Below are 15,027 nucleotides of genomic sequence, written 5' to 3' on the forward strand. Positions count from 1 at the left end.
CAAGTCAAGCCGAAGGATTGCTTTGGCCTGACTCTTTTCTAAAACCTCCTCCTATATTATTTTCTACTGCCCAATCCATTCCTTTGCTTCTTCTTTTTCTTCCAGATCAAAGTAACGGATCTCTGCATCGGTAAACGGTTTCATGAATTGAGTGATCCAATCCTGCCATTTCTTTTCGCCTACCATTGCAATTTTTTCATAATCACTGGCATGGGACATATCCATTTTTAAATCCTTCCAGAACGCATTGAATTTCCATCCGGAAAAATTCTCCATCTCAAAGTACCACCGTACTTTTTGTTCACGATTCACAATATTATGAATCAGCGGATGTATTTTCTGGATATCCGTTTTTGTCAGGTTATCCTCAGCCCTGGTGGCTATTATATTGTTTTTTGGTGAATTCAAGTATCTGTAGCATAGTGGTCAATAGTTAAGTTATAATTTTCTTTTTTTCATTTCAGCTTTCGCAATTGCCCGGTCTATGGCTTCTGCCTTTGTGCATTTATCATGGACGTAGAATTCTTCGGCATATTTTAAAGCCAGCTTCCTGATATCCTCATCCAATGCATTGAGACGGTGCTTATAGTCGTTGAATAAGTGCTCTGTCATTTTTATTACTTCAAATTTAAAATGCCCGACTTGCTACTCTATTGTCTTGCTTTACCGCAAACTTTCTTATTTGCTTGGATCATATGAAATCTTTCTTCCATTCTGGAAAGCTTCCCATCCTTCTTTAAGAGCATAGGGTACAATTAGAAAGGCCGCAACGGGATCGGCCCACCACCAATCTAAATAGCGAACAACAAGCAAACCACTCAATACCGCAATGGTTTGATAAAGGCATACAAAGGTATCCTTGGAATCTGCAATAAGCTCTTTGCTATCCAGCTTTTTGCCATAGCGGTATTTGTACCAAATGAGAATAGGATTTACTACAAGGGAAATGACAAGTATAATTACTCCTGTTGTACTCCATGAAGGAGTTTTCTGAGCTAATAGCTTTGAAATAGAATCGTAGGTAATAAACAAACTCACCAGTAAAAAGGAAGAGGCAATAACAAAAAAGGTTATCTTTTCCCGCTTCCGCACCTGTTGTTCCTTAATGTCTTTTATTTCTCCGTGCAAGCGCCACCACAATGTACTTGCCGATACCACTTCAATTACACTGTCTAATCCCCAACCGATTAAAGCAGCACTGCCAGAAGTGAAACCTGCGATCAGAGATACTATTACTTCAATCGTATCATAAATGATATTGTAAACCTGAACTTTACGAGCTTTTTTGAGGTATTTTTCCCTTTGCTTCTCCATATACATTTAGTTGATATTATTTCATTTTCTTATTTTTCCAGAATTTATCAAAACACCGAATCTCAGTATCGCTCATAAAGTCTTGCCATCTTTTTCGCCAACAATAGCAGCTTCTTTAAGGTAAAGTTTTCCTTTAACAGGCATGCATTTTCATTTAGCTAATTTCAAAATCCTTACTGCCCCCCTCATCACAAAGGCGAAAACTATCCCACCAATCGCCAGATCAGGCCATTTACTTTCCAGAAAATAAACCAACACACCGGCCAGGATCACTCCGCCATTAACAATAATATCATTAGAGGTAAAAATGGCGCTGGCCTGCATATGCGCTTCATCGCTTTTGGCTTTATTGATCAGCCAGAGTGAAACCAGGTTGCCGATGAGGGCCAGTACTGATATGATGATCATCCACTGAAACAGAGGTGTTTCGCTTTCGCTGAAAAACCTGCGCAATACTTCTGAAAAGCCTAATAGTGCCAGACCCATTTGAAAATACCCACTGATTTTGGCTACTTTTTTCTTGCGAGACATAGCTGCACCTACAGCAAATAAGCTCAGGCCGTAGACGATGGAATCCGCTAGCATATCCAGAGAGTCGGCTATTAAGCCCATAGAACGGGAAATCCATCCGGTAGTCATCTCTACAACAAAGAACCCGAAATTGATGCCCAGTACCCACCACAGGATTTTGCGCTGGTGAGAATCGTCAGCAGCTAATGGCAACTCAGCTTCATCTTCTGTGTTTTCCAGCCGGTCGTTGAGTTTGAGTTCGCTAATGGCCTGATGGATCTTGTCTACTTCTTCCGTGTGATATACCTCCAGTTTACGGTTTGAGATATCAAAAGAAAGCTGCTTTACCTCTTTATAAGGTTCCAGCTTCATACGGATCATCTGCTCCTCTGAGGGGCAGTCCATTTTGCTGATATGGAATGTGGTTTTTTTCATTCTATTTATGCGAGCGGCTTTACACCGGATCTTTTAAAAATATCCATAATTTCATCGGGAATCGTCATTGGCTTAAGAGGCGGAACATTCGCCCCTCCGGTATTGCCAACCGGAATATGACCCACAAATGATTTTACACCTCCAACTAAAAGCCGAGGAATCTGTCCAATAATTTCTTTGGTGTTCTTAATATGGATTCCAAACAGGAGCATTTTCCAGTGAACATAACTGTGGTGCCAGGGATAAGTCTGGCCTAAAATGTGCGCCCTTTCCAGATGATACCATGCAGTACGTAGATCGTTTTGATTTTTATAAAACCTATACTGATTCAGCTCTTCTTCAAAGTAGGGTTTGAGCGAATTGGGCATTCTTGTATTTAGTTTCATCCTTTTAATTTTTATATGCTACTTCTTATAAGCTAACAATCTCAACGCATTAAAGACTACCAGCAAAGTGGAACCTTCATGGATCAACACAGCAGGCCCGATGGTCGCAATGCCTGAAATCGTCAGAGGAATTAAAATACCTACAATACCCAGGCTGACCCAAAGGTTTTGTTTGATAATGCCTTTGGCTTGTCTACTTAAACCGATAGCAAAAGGCAGTGTTTCCAGCTTGTCGGCCATCAGGGCAATATCAGCTGTTTCCAGGGCTACATCACTGCCTGCTGCTCCCATTGCAATACCCACAGTACTATTGGCCATGGCCGGAGCATCATTTACGCCATCACCGACCATCGCCACTTTGGATTCTTTTTCTCTGAGTTCTTTAATGGCTTCTACTTTTTCTTCCGGCAGCAGGCTGCCCCAAGCATCCGTGAGTCCAATCTCTTTGGCCACTGCATCGGCTACTTTCTGATTATCACCCGTAAGCATAATCATACGCTTGATACCGATTTCTTTCAGTCGTTCCAATGTGTTTTTAGCTTCTTCCCTCGGGGTATCCATCAGGGCAATTATGCCAATGTATTTGTCATTTTGACGGATCAGCATGGTGGTATTGCCATCTGACTCCAGTGACTTTACTTTTTCTTCTGTTTCCTTCTCCGGCTTATTATCATCCAGGGATTCAAACAGGTCCAGGTTGCCGATGTACACTTTGTCATCACCCAAGGAGGCTTTGATCCCCTTACCAAGCACCGCTTCCAGATCTTTCGCATCAGGTATATCAGTACCATCCAATCGCTCTTTACCATCCCGCACTACAGCTTTGGCCAGTGGATGGTCACTGAGGTTTTCTACGGCTACTGCTATTTTTAACAGTTCTTGCTCGTTTACATCACCTAAAGGAGTTATTTCGGTGAGCTTGGGCTTACCTTCTGTTAGTGTTCCGGTTTTGTCAAAAGCCAGGGCGGTGAGTACACCCAGATCTTCCAACGGACGGCCACCTTTGATAAGCACCCCGCTTTTGGCTGCCCTGGCTACTCCGCTTAGCACTGCACTTGGTGTGGCAATGGCCAAAGCGCAAGGGCTGGCTGCCACCAATACGGCCATTGCACGGTAGAAACTTTCGCTAAACGTTTCGTCCAGTACCAAAAAAGCGAAATTGAGTATGACCACCAAGACCAATACAGAAGGCACAAAATACTTCTCAAATTTGTCGGTGAGCCGCTGTGTAGGTGATTTCTGGGTCTGGGCTTCATTCACCAGTTTCACCAATCGGGAAAGTGTAGAGTCTTTGGCTTCTTTGATCACTTTGATTTCCAGCGTATTGTTGCCATTGATAGTACCCGAAAAAGCACGGTTCTCGTCTTTGATGTCTTTTTCCTCCGACCAGTCTTTATCAGGATTATCCACCGGTTCTTTATCTACCGGCACACTTTCCCCGGTGATAGGAGCCTGATTGACACTACTGGTACCGCTGACAACCACCCCATCGGCCGAAATTTTGCTATTGGGCTTCACCACGATGATATCACCGATGCTCAATTCCTCAATACCGACTTCTTTGGTCTTACCATTTCTCTTAAGCAATGCCGTTTTAGGAGCGAGCTCTGCCAAAGCAGCAATGGATTTACGGGCTTTGTTCATGGCATAGTGTTCCAACGCATGCCCCATGCTAAATAGGAACAATAACAAAGCACCTTCGGCCCATTCGCCTAAAATTGCTGCACCAATGGCCGCTACCAGCATCAGGAAATCAATTTCAAAGCCGCCTTTTGCCACTGTTTGAATGGCCTCTTTGGCCGTGAAATATCCGCCAAAGAAATAGGCTCCGATATACAATGCGAGGCTCACCCAGGAAGGCACAGCCTCTACATAAGACAATCCAAAGCCAATTCCGAGCAATGCTCCACAGATAATGGAAAAAATCAGCTCGGTGTTTTTACCGAAAATGCCCCCATGCGAATGAGAATGTTCCTCACCTGCTCCATGACTATCACCTTCTTGGTGGTCATGCTCTTTTTCAGTTTTTTCTACCTGCTCAAGAAATCGTTCGGCACTTACCTGGGTATCCGGTATATCAAGCCCCTCTTTTCTCATCGCTTTCAAGATTTCCGCCTCATCCACCTTGGCCGTATCATACTCTACCCGCACCATACCGGATGCCGATACTGAGGCTTCCATAATACCCGCTATATCCCGAAGGTCACGCTCAATGTGACGGGCATGACGGGTATGGCGAATGCCTTCTACCTCTATGAGTTTATGTCCAAATTTCTGAGTGATTTCCGCCCCGGTTTGCTCTGCCATCGACTGAATGCGGTCAATAGAAATGACTTCAGGATCATAATGAAAGCAAAGCTGAGGCACACCATTGTCTGTTTCGTCAGCCACATGCACTTTTTCCAGGCCTTCTTTGTCTTGAAGCTGTTGAATAAGTTTTTGCACACATTGATCCTTCTCATCCGGTACTTCGGGCAGGAGCAATGGTATATTTATTTGTAATTTTTTCATAATTTCTCTATTTATCTTCTGAGCAATTATCACAAACACCTTTTACCACTAAGTTGGCCTCTTCAGGAACATACTTCGGAGGCAAATCCACTTCGGGAATTTTATAACTGGTCAGACATTTGGTTTGTCCACATATTCTGCAGTGAAAGTGCAGATGTAAGTCCCTTTCAATTTCGCATTTACAACCTTCTTCACACAAGGCGTATTTAGGAACACCTGTACCATCATCAATGCTGTGTGCCAAGCCATTATCCTCAAAAGCCTTCAGCGTTCTGTAGATAGTCGTCCGGTCCGATTTCTCAAAGTCTTTATACAGATCGGTCAGGCTTACTGCGGCTTCCCTACCCATGAGGTACTCTAATACCAACAACCGCATAGCTGTAGGTTTGATATTGTGAGCCTTTAAGTTTTGTTCTAAATCCTTGATCATTTGCTTGAGATTATTCTTTTAAAGAATCACATGTCTTTATTCTATACGCATCATCTATTTCAGAGACGTAAATGATCCCATCGCCTGGTTCAGGGGTTTGTGCCTTGCCACATATTAATTGTACTGCTTTTTCCAATTCTTCATTTTGGCAGACCAGCTCTAATTTGACAATCGCGCTATCGGTAAAGTGAAAGTCAAGGGAAGGAGATGCATCGGGATCTTTATGAGCTCCTGTTCCCTCTCCTTTAGATAAGGTCACACTTTCAAACCCTGCATCGCGCAGAGACTTTACCACTACTTGTACTTTTTTCGGCTTTATAAGTGCTTTGATTTCTTTCATCTTGCTATTTTTTTCAGTTTTTAATCTTTTCAAAGTTTGGCAGTTGACATGTTTTCTTGTCAACTGCTTTATTTAGTGACTATGTGAAGTCTGGCTTTTCTGCATCTCTGAAATCAGGTAATAGGCATTATTCCAAGCTACCAAAGTGCCATTAGGAAGCGGCTCTAGCAGGTTGATCTCGGTCCAGCCCTCGTCAGTAATACCGGTTCGCACTTCAACAGGGGTAAATGCCCATTCCGTTTTTCCCTCTTCCTCATGGGCTTCCGCCATAAAAATGTAGGGTTTGCCTTCTTCTTCAATGATCGCTGCTTCTGGCAGTGCTTTTACCTCCTCATTTTCTGTGTGGATTTTACCATTGATATACATTCCCGGGATCAGAAAATCTTCCTTGTTCTCGATCTCTGCATGCACATGCACCGCTTTCGGATTTTGCTCAAACTGCTTACCCACTGAATAAATTTTGGCAGTCAGCGTATTTCCCGGAACAGACTCCACAGTAAAGGACACTTTCTGCCCTTTCTTCACTTTATATACATCCTTTTCAAACACCATCAGGTCGGCATGAATGTGGTCGGTATTGACAATCATAAACATCTCGGTCTGAGGGTCTACATATTGACCGACCTGAACTTTTACTTTTTCAATATATCCATCTATGGGACTCACTACGGGTACGTATTGATAAATATCACCGCTTTGCACCTTATTCTCATTCAGGCTGAGTTGCCTGAGCTGAGCTTCATAGCCTTTTACTTCCCCTTTCATGGCTTGGTAGTCCGCCTGTATTTGCTGGTAGGTTTTTCCGGAACCTACTTCCTCTTCGTACAACCTTTTTTGTCGTTGGTTTTCTTTTTCCAGAAACTGTAGTTGGCTGTAAGCTCGTATATAATCCGTCTGCAATTTAGACAGGTTGGGATGGGAGAGATATGCCAATACCTGCCCTTTGCTCACCTGGTCTCCCTCTATCACTTTTATGGAAGTAACATTGGCTCCCAGAATAGCCGTAACGGTAGCCTCATGCTGAGGAGGCACTTCTAACTGGCCATTGGCTTCTACCACACCCGATAGTGGGCGGGTGGGTAGTGTGTCAACTTTGATGCCCAAGCTTTCAAATTTGAGGTCCGAAAGGTGGAGCTCGGCCATTCCTTCTTCACTATGACCTTCCCCTTCCTGCCCCTCTTTACCCTCATTATGCGCTTCATGGGAAGCTTCATCCTGGTTATCAGCCGACTTGCTTCCGCAACCCGTAAATACCGATACAATCAGTACCAGGGTCAGTATATATATAATTTGCTTTTTCATTTTGCTTATATTTTTAATCTGATTATCCATTCAGATTTTATTAAATGCTTAATTTGATGTTTTTAAGTAGTATTCCAGTTGGTAGCGGCTATCCAGGTAGTTGCCAAACGCATTCCAAGCATCTATCTCTATTTGGATAGCATCCCGGATATTTTGCAGGAAAGAAACATAATCAATAGCGCCTTCCCGGTAAGCTGTAAGGGCACCTGCTCGCTGTTCTTGTGCCAAGGGCAAGGCTTCTTCCTGGTAATAATTCCAGGAATTGAGCCATTTCAGGTACTGCTCTCGCATACTTTGATAGGCTGTATTTAATTCCAATTGAGTTTGTTGCAAATCTTGGTTGGCAATTTCCCGGTTAATTTTTGCCGCTTGAGTCCTACCTAATTCTGGTCCAAAAAACAAGGGAATCCGCACCCCAAGCTGATAGGTATAAAAACCACTTTGTCCGTCTACTGTTTGTTTTCCGTACTGGCCTTGTAGTTGGGGATAAAACTGAGAACGCCTTTCCTTTATGGTTGCGTCGGCCACGTTCACTCTTTGGCGAAAAACATTGAGTACAGGATGACTACCGAGAGAGTCGGCTACATAGTTTAAGGGTTCATCCAACTGATTTGCGGGAATGTCCGGTACAGTGAACAAGGTGTCATTGACAAACCATAAATTGAGGCGCTGTAAAGCACTCAAATAGTCACGATAATACTGCTCTTTTTGAATCTTCACCTGATTGGCCTGGTTAGAAGTTGCCAAGTATTCTAGCTTGGAGGTAGCCTCAACTTCAAGCCTAATTCTGGCTGCCCGCTCAATATCCGTAAAGACAGAATCCAACTGCTCATAGACCTGATAATTATTTTTGGCTGCATATACCATTGCCCATGCCTGGCTTACTTCCCTTTCCAACTCTATCACGGACAGGTCAAGGGCGGATTCGGCCAGTGCCACCCGTTCTTTTTGCAATTTCAAACGGGGTGCTATCCCAAAAATGTCAATCTGTTGTTGTTGAATGCCTATTTGGGTGTACACTCCTTCAGCACTCACCTCCGAACCATTGCCTACCTCTTCTCTCCCGGTGAATATTTGGGTATTGCCAAAATCCCAGGCAGTTTTCTTCAGGGCTTGTTGGCTTTCAATTTCCAGACGTGCCGATTGAATTTTAGGATAACTCTCTACCGCCCGCTTCCTGGCCTGTTTTAATGTGACTGTAGGCAGGCTGTCTTGCTCTTGTTCCTGCTGTTGGGCATTGGACACAGCCGGTAATCCTAGCAATCCACCGCAAACGATCAGGACAACAATCACGTTGGCATTCGGTGCTTTCAGGCTTTTTCTTCTGTCACTTCTGCCTTCTACAAAAGTGTATAGCACGGGCAGCACTACCAGCGTAAGCAAAGTTGCGGTAAGCATACCACCAATCACTACAGTAGCCAAAGGCCGCTGCACTTCAGCTCCTGCAGATGCTGAAAAAGCCATGGGCAGAAATCCGAAAATATCTGTTGTTGCGGTAAGCATAATGGGTCTGATTCGTTCTTTTGTTCCTGTAAAAATGCGGTCTCTGATGCTGGTGACTCCTTCCTCTTTTAGGGAATTAAAGCGGTTAATCAAGACCAGGCCATTTAACACAGCCACTCCAAAAAGCACAATAAAACCAACGCCCGCTGAAATACTAAATGGCATATCTCTAATCCATAGAGCAAATACACCCCCAATAGCTGCCAGGGGTATAGCGATATAAATCATGATGGATTGTGAAAATGACTGTAGAGCAAAATAGAGTAAAACGAAAATCAGAAACAGTGCTATTGGAACAACAATGGCTAATCTGCTCTTAGCCCGTTCAAGGTTTTCAAATTCACCGCCATAGGTAATGTAATAGCCTGGAGGTAAATCTAGTTGTGTATCCAGTTTCTCCTGTATTTCATTCACCACTGACTCTACGTCACGTCCCCTGGTATTGACTCCAACATAAGTTCTTCTATAGGTGTTGTCACGCGATATCTGCATAGGACCCGGTACATAGCTAATATCAGCGACTTCTTTGATGGGTACTTGTGTGCCATCGGGCAGATCAATATAGAGTGTGCGCAGGTCATCTATACTTTGACGGTGCGCCTCATCAAAGCGGATGACTAAGTCAAACCTTTTTTCTCCCTCAAAAATTACCCCGGCCACACCACCGGCAAAAGCAGAGCTTACATACTCATTGAGCTTTTGAATATCCAGGCCGTATTGTGCAATTTTATCCCGGTTGTAACGAACGGTCATTTGGGGAAGTCCTGATGTCCGTTCGGGGTTTACATCACCAGCTCCTGGCACGGTAGAAATGATATCGGCCATCTCCTGCACTTTTTCGGAAAGCACTTCCAGGTCTTCACCATAGAGTTTAACGGCAATATCCTCCCGTACCCCTTCCAGCAACTCATTAAAACGCAGCTCTACCGGCTGGGTAAATACCAGGTTTACTCCTGTAAGATGCGTCTCAAGCTTATCCTTGATTTGCTCAATTAGTTCATCTTTAGTCTCTGCAGACACCCATTGGTCTTTATCTTTTTCTAAGATGAGGTACATATCGGCTATATCCATCGGCATAGGGTCGGTAGGGATGTCCGCCACCCCGATCCGGGCAGTTACTGTTTTTATTTCGGGGAAACTTTCCAGCAACAGGTTCTCAATCCTGATAGATACCTCTTTTGATTCGCTTAGGGAACTTCCAGGCCTGATGAGTGCCTGCATGGCGATATCTCCTTCATCAAGCTGAGGCACAAACTCACCTCCCATCCGTGAAAAAATGAACCCGGCTGTTCCCAGCAGCACAATAGCTACGATAATCATTATTGCTTTAAAACGCAGGGCGCTTTTTAGCAAGGGCAGGTAAGCCTTTTGAATACCACCAATAATTTTATCACTTAGCCTTTCCAGCCAGCGTTCAAACTGGCCAAACCAGTTTTTCTTATTTTGAATGGGTTTCATAAAGAGAGCAGACATCATCGGTACATAGGTAAGGCACAGGATAATGGCACCAATCATGGCAAAGCCAAAGGTGTAGGCCATGGGCTGGAACATTTTACCTTCCACACCGGTGAGGAATAGGATAGGAGCAAAAACAATAAGGATGATAATCTGTCCGAAAAATGCCGAACTCATCATGGTACTACCGGCATCATAAGCCACCTCGTCCATCACACCCTGATTGAACTTAATTTTCCCTGATCGGATGCGTTTCTGGATATCGTAGACCGTACCTTCAATGATGATCACCGCCCCGTCAATGATGATCCCAAAGTCAATAGCCCCCAGACTCATGAGGTTGGCCCACACATTAAACTGCTTCATCAAGATGAAAGCAAACAACAAAGAAAGTGGAATGGTGGTAGCTGTGATGATGCCGCCTCGAAGGCTACCCAATAAGATAACTAGGGCAAAGATTACGATAAGTGCTCCTTCCAGCAGGTTGGTCTTCACAGTATCGGTAGTCCGGGATATCAATTCACTCCGGTCAATGATCGTATTTATGGCCAGTCCCTCGGGAAGTGATTTTTCTACTTCTTCCATGCGTTCTTTTACATTCTGAATCACGGCATTCGGATTGGAGCCTTTCAGCATCATAATGATACCCCCTACAGCTTCCTTTCCATCCTGTGTGAAAGCTCCGTAGCGAACCTGATTGCCAAAGTGAACTTTAGAGGCGACATCACCTATCGTAACCGGGATTCCGTTTTCCGTTTTTATGACGATTTTTCTGATATCGTCCAGGGAGCGCACTAGTCCTTCTCCTCGGATAAAATTGGACATGCGGTTCTTTTCAATATAAGCACCTCCCGTATTGACGTTATTTCTGACCAAGGCCTCATAGACCTGAGAGATGCTAACATTCATAGCATTGAGCTTCTCGGGGTTTATAGCCACTTCATACTGTTTGATATAACCGCCAAAAGAATTGACTTCAACTACACCATCAAGTAGTGTAAGCTGCCTTTTTACGATCCAGTCCTGAATAGTAAGCAGCTCCATGGGTGAATACTGCGCCTCATAACCTTCTTGGGGTTGAATGGTGTATTCGTAAATCTGGCCTAAACCTGTAGAAATCGGGCCCATTGTAGGGCTGCCAAATTTCTCCGGAATGGCTTCTTTTAATTCGTTCAGTTTTTCCTGCACCAGTTGACGGGGCAGGTAAGTACCCATATCGTCTTCAAAAACAATGGTGACTACCGATAGGCCAAACCTGGAAATAGAGCGGATTTCGTCTACCCCTGGCAAATTACCCATGGCCAGCTCCACCGGATAGGTCACAAATTGTTCTATATCTTCTGTGGCAAGGTTGGGCGATACGGTCATTACCTGTACCTGGTTATTGGTGATATCAGGTACAGAACCCAGATTGACCGTGTACATGGAGTGTATTCCAACTCCAATGAGGGCCAGGGTAAGCAGGCCCACTATGAATTTATTCTTTATGGAAAAAGAAATGATTTTATTGATCATACGACTTTTAATTATTTGAAATGGACAGAGAAGAAGTGATAAACTATGGCAACCATAGCTACTATCAGTATGATGCAGACCAACACAATAAAAAACCACTTAGAATCTGTTTGACGGTGATTTTCTTCCTTCTCTTTTTCCTTTTTTTGGTTTTGTTTTTATTCAATTTTTTCAACTTTCTGAATAAGATTGAACACAATGAAAGGATGCCTTTGAAGATTAAAGGTTCATTAAAGAAAATGCCTGAGTGGTAAGTAAAATGCCTGATCAGTCCTGATAAAGGGGACTTTAACGACAGCGCATACTTATCCTATCAGGCAGGAAGGATTATGATCTTGGGGGCTTGAGAAATCCAGAGATTTCAATGCTTCTGAAATCCTGAAAATAAGAAGTGTAAATAGCAGGTAATTTCACAACAATCTGTGTGAAGTCAACTCCCGAAGTAAATAAGAAATGTACATGGCAACAATGACAAACGCACAGTGGGGAGCAACCGTCCCAACCCTGATTGTGGTCATGGTCATGATTGTTATTAGCAGTATTAACTACCGTGATGTTTTCTGAAGTATCCCTCTGAGGTACTGTATCGGCACAGGCAACCCCTGCCAGGGCCATGAAGTAGAAGCTCAATATGTAGCACGCGATTTTCACTATCACAAATATACGGATTAATGCAATGCAAGGATATTGCAAAGTTGGATCAGACTACTAAAAAAGAAGGACTTCTGATATCTATTCGGATATCAGAAGTCTTTGAATTACAACGAATCAGCATTAAAACCCGCTTTCTGTACCGTTTTCTTTACTTCTTCTTCAGTCAGATCAGAAGTTTCTACAGTAAGTATGCGGTCATCACTTTCAAGGTTGACATCCCATTTTTTTATGTTCTTTTCCTCGTTCAAGAAGGGAGTCACTTTTGAAAGGCATCCGCCACAATTGATATTGGTTTTGAATTTTAAAGTGTTCATTATTTAGTCTATTTAAAGTTTATAATTTGATTCTTAAATTTTTGCTGCTTTCAACCGCAGACTATTGGCTACTACCGATACCGAACTGAAGGCCATCGCCATGCCCGCAATCATCGGATCAAGTAAAAAGCCGTTTACCGGGTATAAAAGCCCGGCTGCTATCGGGATACCGATAATGTTGTAAATGAATGCCCAAAAGAGGTTCTGACGAATACCCAATACGGTTTTCTTAGATAGCTTAAGTGCTTTGGGTATGGACTGCAGGTCTGAAGTTATCAACGTCATCTTCGCCACATCCATTGCTATGTCAGAACCTTTGCCCATCGCAATACTCACATCGGCTTGTGCCAGAGCGTGTGAGTCGTTGATGCCATCTCCAACCATCGCCACAATTTTTCCTTTGACTTGTAGCCCTTTTACAAAATCTGCTTTGTCGGAAGGCAATACTTCTGCTTTAAACTCCTTAAGGCCTACCTGTTCGGCAACTGCATGGGCTGTTTGCTGATTATCACCGGTGAGCATGTACACGTTAATGTTTCTTTCCTGAAGGGTTTCAATAGCTTTTTTAGATGTTTCCTTAATCTTATCGGCAATTGCCAGCACAGCTAAAGCCTGATCTTGATTGGCAAAAAAGATGACTGTTTTAGCTTCCTCCCGAAGTGTTTTGGCTTTTTTGTCAAGTTGATTACTCACACTGATATTATGTTCGGCAAGCAATCTTTGGTTACCGATATAGAAGCTCGTGCCATTTTTATACTTTGCTTCAACCCCCCGCCCCGTAATGCTGTTAAACTGTGAAATGGTTGCAGATTTAATGCCTTCCTCTTTTAGCTTTTGAACCACCGCTTCTGCCAAAGGATGTTCCGATTGCGACTCCATGGCCAGTACCATGGGCTTGAGCTTTTCGGATTGCTCCTCATCTTCCCAAAAGATATCCGTAACGACCGGCTTCCCTTCGGTGATGGTGCCCGTTTTGTCTAAAACAACAGCATTTACCTGATATCCTAATTCCAGGCTTTCAGCGTCTTTGATCAGAATATTGTTTTCAGCGCCCTTTCCGACACCAACCATAATAGCCGTTGGGGTAGCTAGCCCCAAAGCACAGGGGCAGGCGATCACCAATACAGCTACCGAGGTAAGCAATGCATGCGTGAAGGCATCATCTCCACCTACCAACATCCAGGTAATAAAAGTCACGATGGAAATAACCATTACTATCGGCACGAATATTCCGGCTATCTTATCCACCAGCTTTTGAACCGGGGCTTTACTCCCCTGGGCTTCTTGCACCATTTTGATTATTTGGGCAAGTAAGGTCTCCCCGGCTACTTTCTCAGCCGTAAAGCGAAAGCTACCTTTCTGGTTGACCGTCCCTGCAAACACTTTTTCACCTTTGCTTTTCTCCACCGGTATGGGTTCTCCTGTAATCATGCTTTCATCCACAAAAGAATTTCCCTCGGCCACTTCACCATCTACAGGTATCTTCTCCCCCGGACGAACCAAAATGGTATAACCCACCTCAACCGAGGCAATGGGCATTTCCACTTCCTCTCCATCCACAATCACTCTCAATGTTTTCGGCTGTAAACCCATTAGTTTTTTGATGGCAGAAGAGGTATTGGATTTCGCTTTTTCCTCCAATACTTTTCCCAGTGAGATGAAAGTGATGATTACGGTAGCCGCTTCATAATACACATGTGGATGTATGCCCCTATTGTGCCAAAACTCAGGAAATAAGGTATTGAACAAGCTGAAAATGAATGCAATCCCCGTACTCAGGGCCACCAACGTATCCATGTTGGCCTTCCCGTGCCTGGCTTGTTTATAGGCATTAATGAAAAAACTTCTGCCAAACCAGAATAAAACCGGAATGGTAAATGCCAGAGAAATCCATCTGCCCGGCACCCAGTCCATGTAGAACATGCCCAGAATGAATACCGGTAGCGTTAAGATAGCAGACCAAATGGTTCGTCTTTTTACTTCCTGATAATGCTTTTCCTGAAGCTCCTGCTGCGCTTCTGATGGGTTTTCAGCGTCAACAATCAAATCATAACCAACTGACTGTAGCGCCTTACGCAAATCCTCTGAGGTGAGTGAATCGTTATATTCTACTAATACCGAACTATTAGCGAAATTGACACTTGCCTTGGCCACACCTTCAGTATGGGCAAGGATGGACTCCACGCTGGAGGCACAGGAGGCGCAAGTCATCCCCGTTACCGGAAAGGATTTTTTTAGTGTCTTGCCCATCTTTTGAGATGGTTTTCTGTTTGGTTCAATAATATCTATGGCTTCCATATATCATTTTTTAATCTATATGTTCTGAGATGAACAATACAAAATTCGGAAGTGCAGAAG

13 protein-coding genes are annotated in these 15,027 nt (G+C 43.6%); all 13 read right to left on the bottom strand.

The window, feature by feature from the left end:
- Positions 1 to 63 precede the first annotated feature (63 nt).
- Positions 64 to 408 carry a SpoIIAA family protein gene (locus OKW21_RS21240; protein WP_277483155.1) on the bottom strand — a complete coding sequence of 115 codons (345 nt, stop codon included), beginning with the start codon at positions 406 to 408 and terminating at the stop codon, positions 64 to 66.
- A 30-nt stretch (positions 409 to 438) separates the two neighbouring features.
- Positions 439 to 612 carry a hypothetical protein gene (locus OKW21_RS21245; RefSeq protein ID WP_277483157.1) on the bottom strand — a complete coding sequence of 58 codons (174 nt, stop codon included), beginning with the start codon at positions 610 to 612 and terminating at the stop codon, positions 439 to 441.
- Between the two features lie 66 nt (positions 613 to 678).
- Complete coding sequence (locus OKW21_RS21250) at positions 679 to 1,320, bottom strand: cation diffusion facilitator family transporter (RefSeq protein WP_277483159.1); 642 nt, start codon at positions 1,318 to 1,320, stop codon at positions 679 to 681.
- A 144-nt stretch (positions 1,321 to 1,464) separates the two neighbouring features.
- The gene (locus tag OKW21_RS21255; RefSeq protein WP_277483161.1) at positions 1,465 to 2,259 is read right to left on the bottom strand and encodes a cation efflux transmembrane domain-containing protein; all 795 of its coding nucleotides are present in this window, start codon (positions 2,257 to 2,259) and stop codon (positions 1,465 to 1,467) included.
- A gap of 5 nt (positions 2,260 to 2,264) precedes the next feature.
- The gene (locus tag OKW21_RS21260; protein WP_277483163.1) at positions 2,265 to 2,645 is read right to left on the bottom strand and encodes a DUF3703 domain-containing protein; all 381 of its coding nucleotides are present in this window, start codon (positions 2,643 to 2,645) and stop codon (positions 2,265 to 2,267) included.
- Between the two features lie 18 nt (positions 2,646 to 2,663).
- The gene (locus OKW21_RS21265; RefSeq protein ID WP_277483166.1) at positions 2,664 to 5,156 is read right to left on the bottom strand and encodes a heavy metal translocating P-type ATPase; all 2,493 of its coding nucleotides are present in this window, start codon (positions 5,154 to 5,156) and stop codon (positions 2,664 to 2,666) included.
- Between the two features lie 7 nt (positions 5,157 to 5,163).
- Positions 5,164 to 5,586, bottom strand: a complete 423-nt coding sequence (locus OKW21_RS21270) for a Fur family transcriptional regulator (RefSeq protein ID WP_277483169.1) — start codon at positions 5,584 to 5,586, stop codon at positions 5,164 to 5,166.
- 10 nt (positions 5,587 to 5,596) lie between these two features.
- Complete coding sequence (locus tag OKW21_RS21275; protein ID WP_277483172.1) at positions 5,597 to 5,959, bottom strand: P-II family nitrogen regulator; 363 nt, start codon at positions 5,957 to 5,959, stop codon at positions 5,597 to 5,599.
- A 39-nt stretch (positions 5,960 to 5,998) separates the two neighbouring features.
- Positions 5,999 to 7,228, bottom strand: coding sequence for an efflux RND transporter periplasmic adaptor subunit (locus tag OKW21_RS21280; RefSeq protein ID WP_277483174.1), 1,230 nt, complete (start codon positions 7,226 to 7,228; stop codon positions 5,999 to 6,001).
- A gap of 48 nt (positions 7,229 to 7,276) precedes the next feature.
- Complete coding sequence (locus OKW21_RS21285; protein WP_277483176.1) at positions 7,277 to 11,701, bottom strand: CusA/CzcA family heavy metal efflux RND transporter; 4,425 nt, start codon at positions 11,699 to 11,701, stop codon at positions 7,277 to 7,279.
- A gap of 327 nt (positions 11,702 to 12,028) precedes the next feature.
- Positions 12,029 to 12,358 (bottom strand): DUF6660 family protein, encoded by a 330-nt coding sequence (locus OKW21_RS32615; RefSeq protein ID WP_338130078.1) that lies wholly within the window; start codon positions 12,356 to 12,358, stop codon positions 12,029 to 12,031.
- Positions 12,359 to 12,459: 101 nt separating this feature from the next.
- Positions 12,460 to 12,669, bottom strand: coding sequence for a heavy-metal-associated domain-containing protein (locus OKW21_RS21290; protein ID WP_277483178.1), 210 nt, complete (start codon positions 12,667 to 12,669; stop codon positions 12,460 to 12,462).
- A 33-nt stretch (positions 12,670 to 12,702) separates the two neighbouring features.
- The gene (locus tag OKW21_RS21295) at positions 12,703 to 14,967 is read right to left on the bottom strand and encodes a heavy metal translocating P-type ATPase (RefSeq protein ID WP_277483180.1); all 2,265 of its coding nucleotides are present in this window, start codon (positions 14,965 to 14,967) and stop codon (positions 12,703 to 12,705) included.
- Positions 14,968 to 15,027: the final 60 nt, after the last annotated feature.

Origin of the sequence: Catalinimonas alkaloidigena (genome assembly GCF_029504655.1) — a bacterium.
GTDB classification, from domain to species: domain Bacteria; phylum Bacteroidota; class Bacteroidia; order Cytophagales; family Cyclobacteriaceae; genus Catalinimonas; species Catalinimonas alkaloidigena.

Coding starts and splice junctions, on each gene's coding strand:
- OKW21_RS21260 (WP_277483163.1), bottom strand. CDS start 2,645: ATGAAACTAAATACAAGAATGCCCAATTCGCTCAAACCCTACTTTGAA.
- OKW21_RS21250 (WP_277483159.1), bottom strand. CDS start 1,320: ATGTATATGGAGAAGCAAAGGGAAAAATACCTCAAAAAAGCTCGTAAA.
- OKW21_RS21285 (WP_277483176.1), bottom strand. CDS start 11,701: ATGATCAATAAAATCATTTCTTTTTCCATAAAGAATAAATTCATAGTG.
- OKW21_RS21255 (WP_277483161.1), bottom strand. CDS start 2,259: ATGAAAAAAACCACATTCCATATCAGCAAAATGGACTGCCCCTCAGAG.
- OKW21_RS21270 (WP_277483169.1), bottom strand. CDS start 5,586: ATGATCAAGGATTTAGAACAAAACTTAAAGGCTCACAATATCAAACCT.
- OKW21_RS21290 (WP_277483178.1), bottom strand. CDS start 12,669: ATGAACACTTTAAAATTCAAAACCAATATCAATTGTGGCGGATGCCTT.
- OKW21_RS21245 (WP_277483157.1), bottom strand. CDS start 612: ATGACAGAGCACTTATTCAACGACTATAAGCACCGTCTCAATGCATTG.
- OKW21_RS21295 (WP_277483180.1), bottom strand. CDS start 14,967: ATGGAAGCCATAGATATTATTGAACCAAACAGAAAACCATCTCAAAAG.
- OKW21_RS21280 (WP_277483174.1), bottom strand. CDS start 7,228: ATGAAAAAGCAAATTATATATATACTGACCCTGGTACTGATTGTATCG.
- OKW21_RS21265 (WP_277483166.1), bottom strand. CDS start 5,156: ATGAAAAAATTACAAATAAATATACCATTGCTCCTGCCCGAAGTACCG.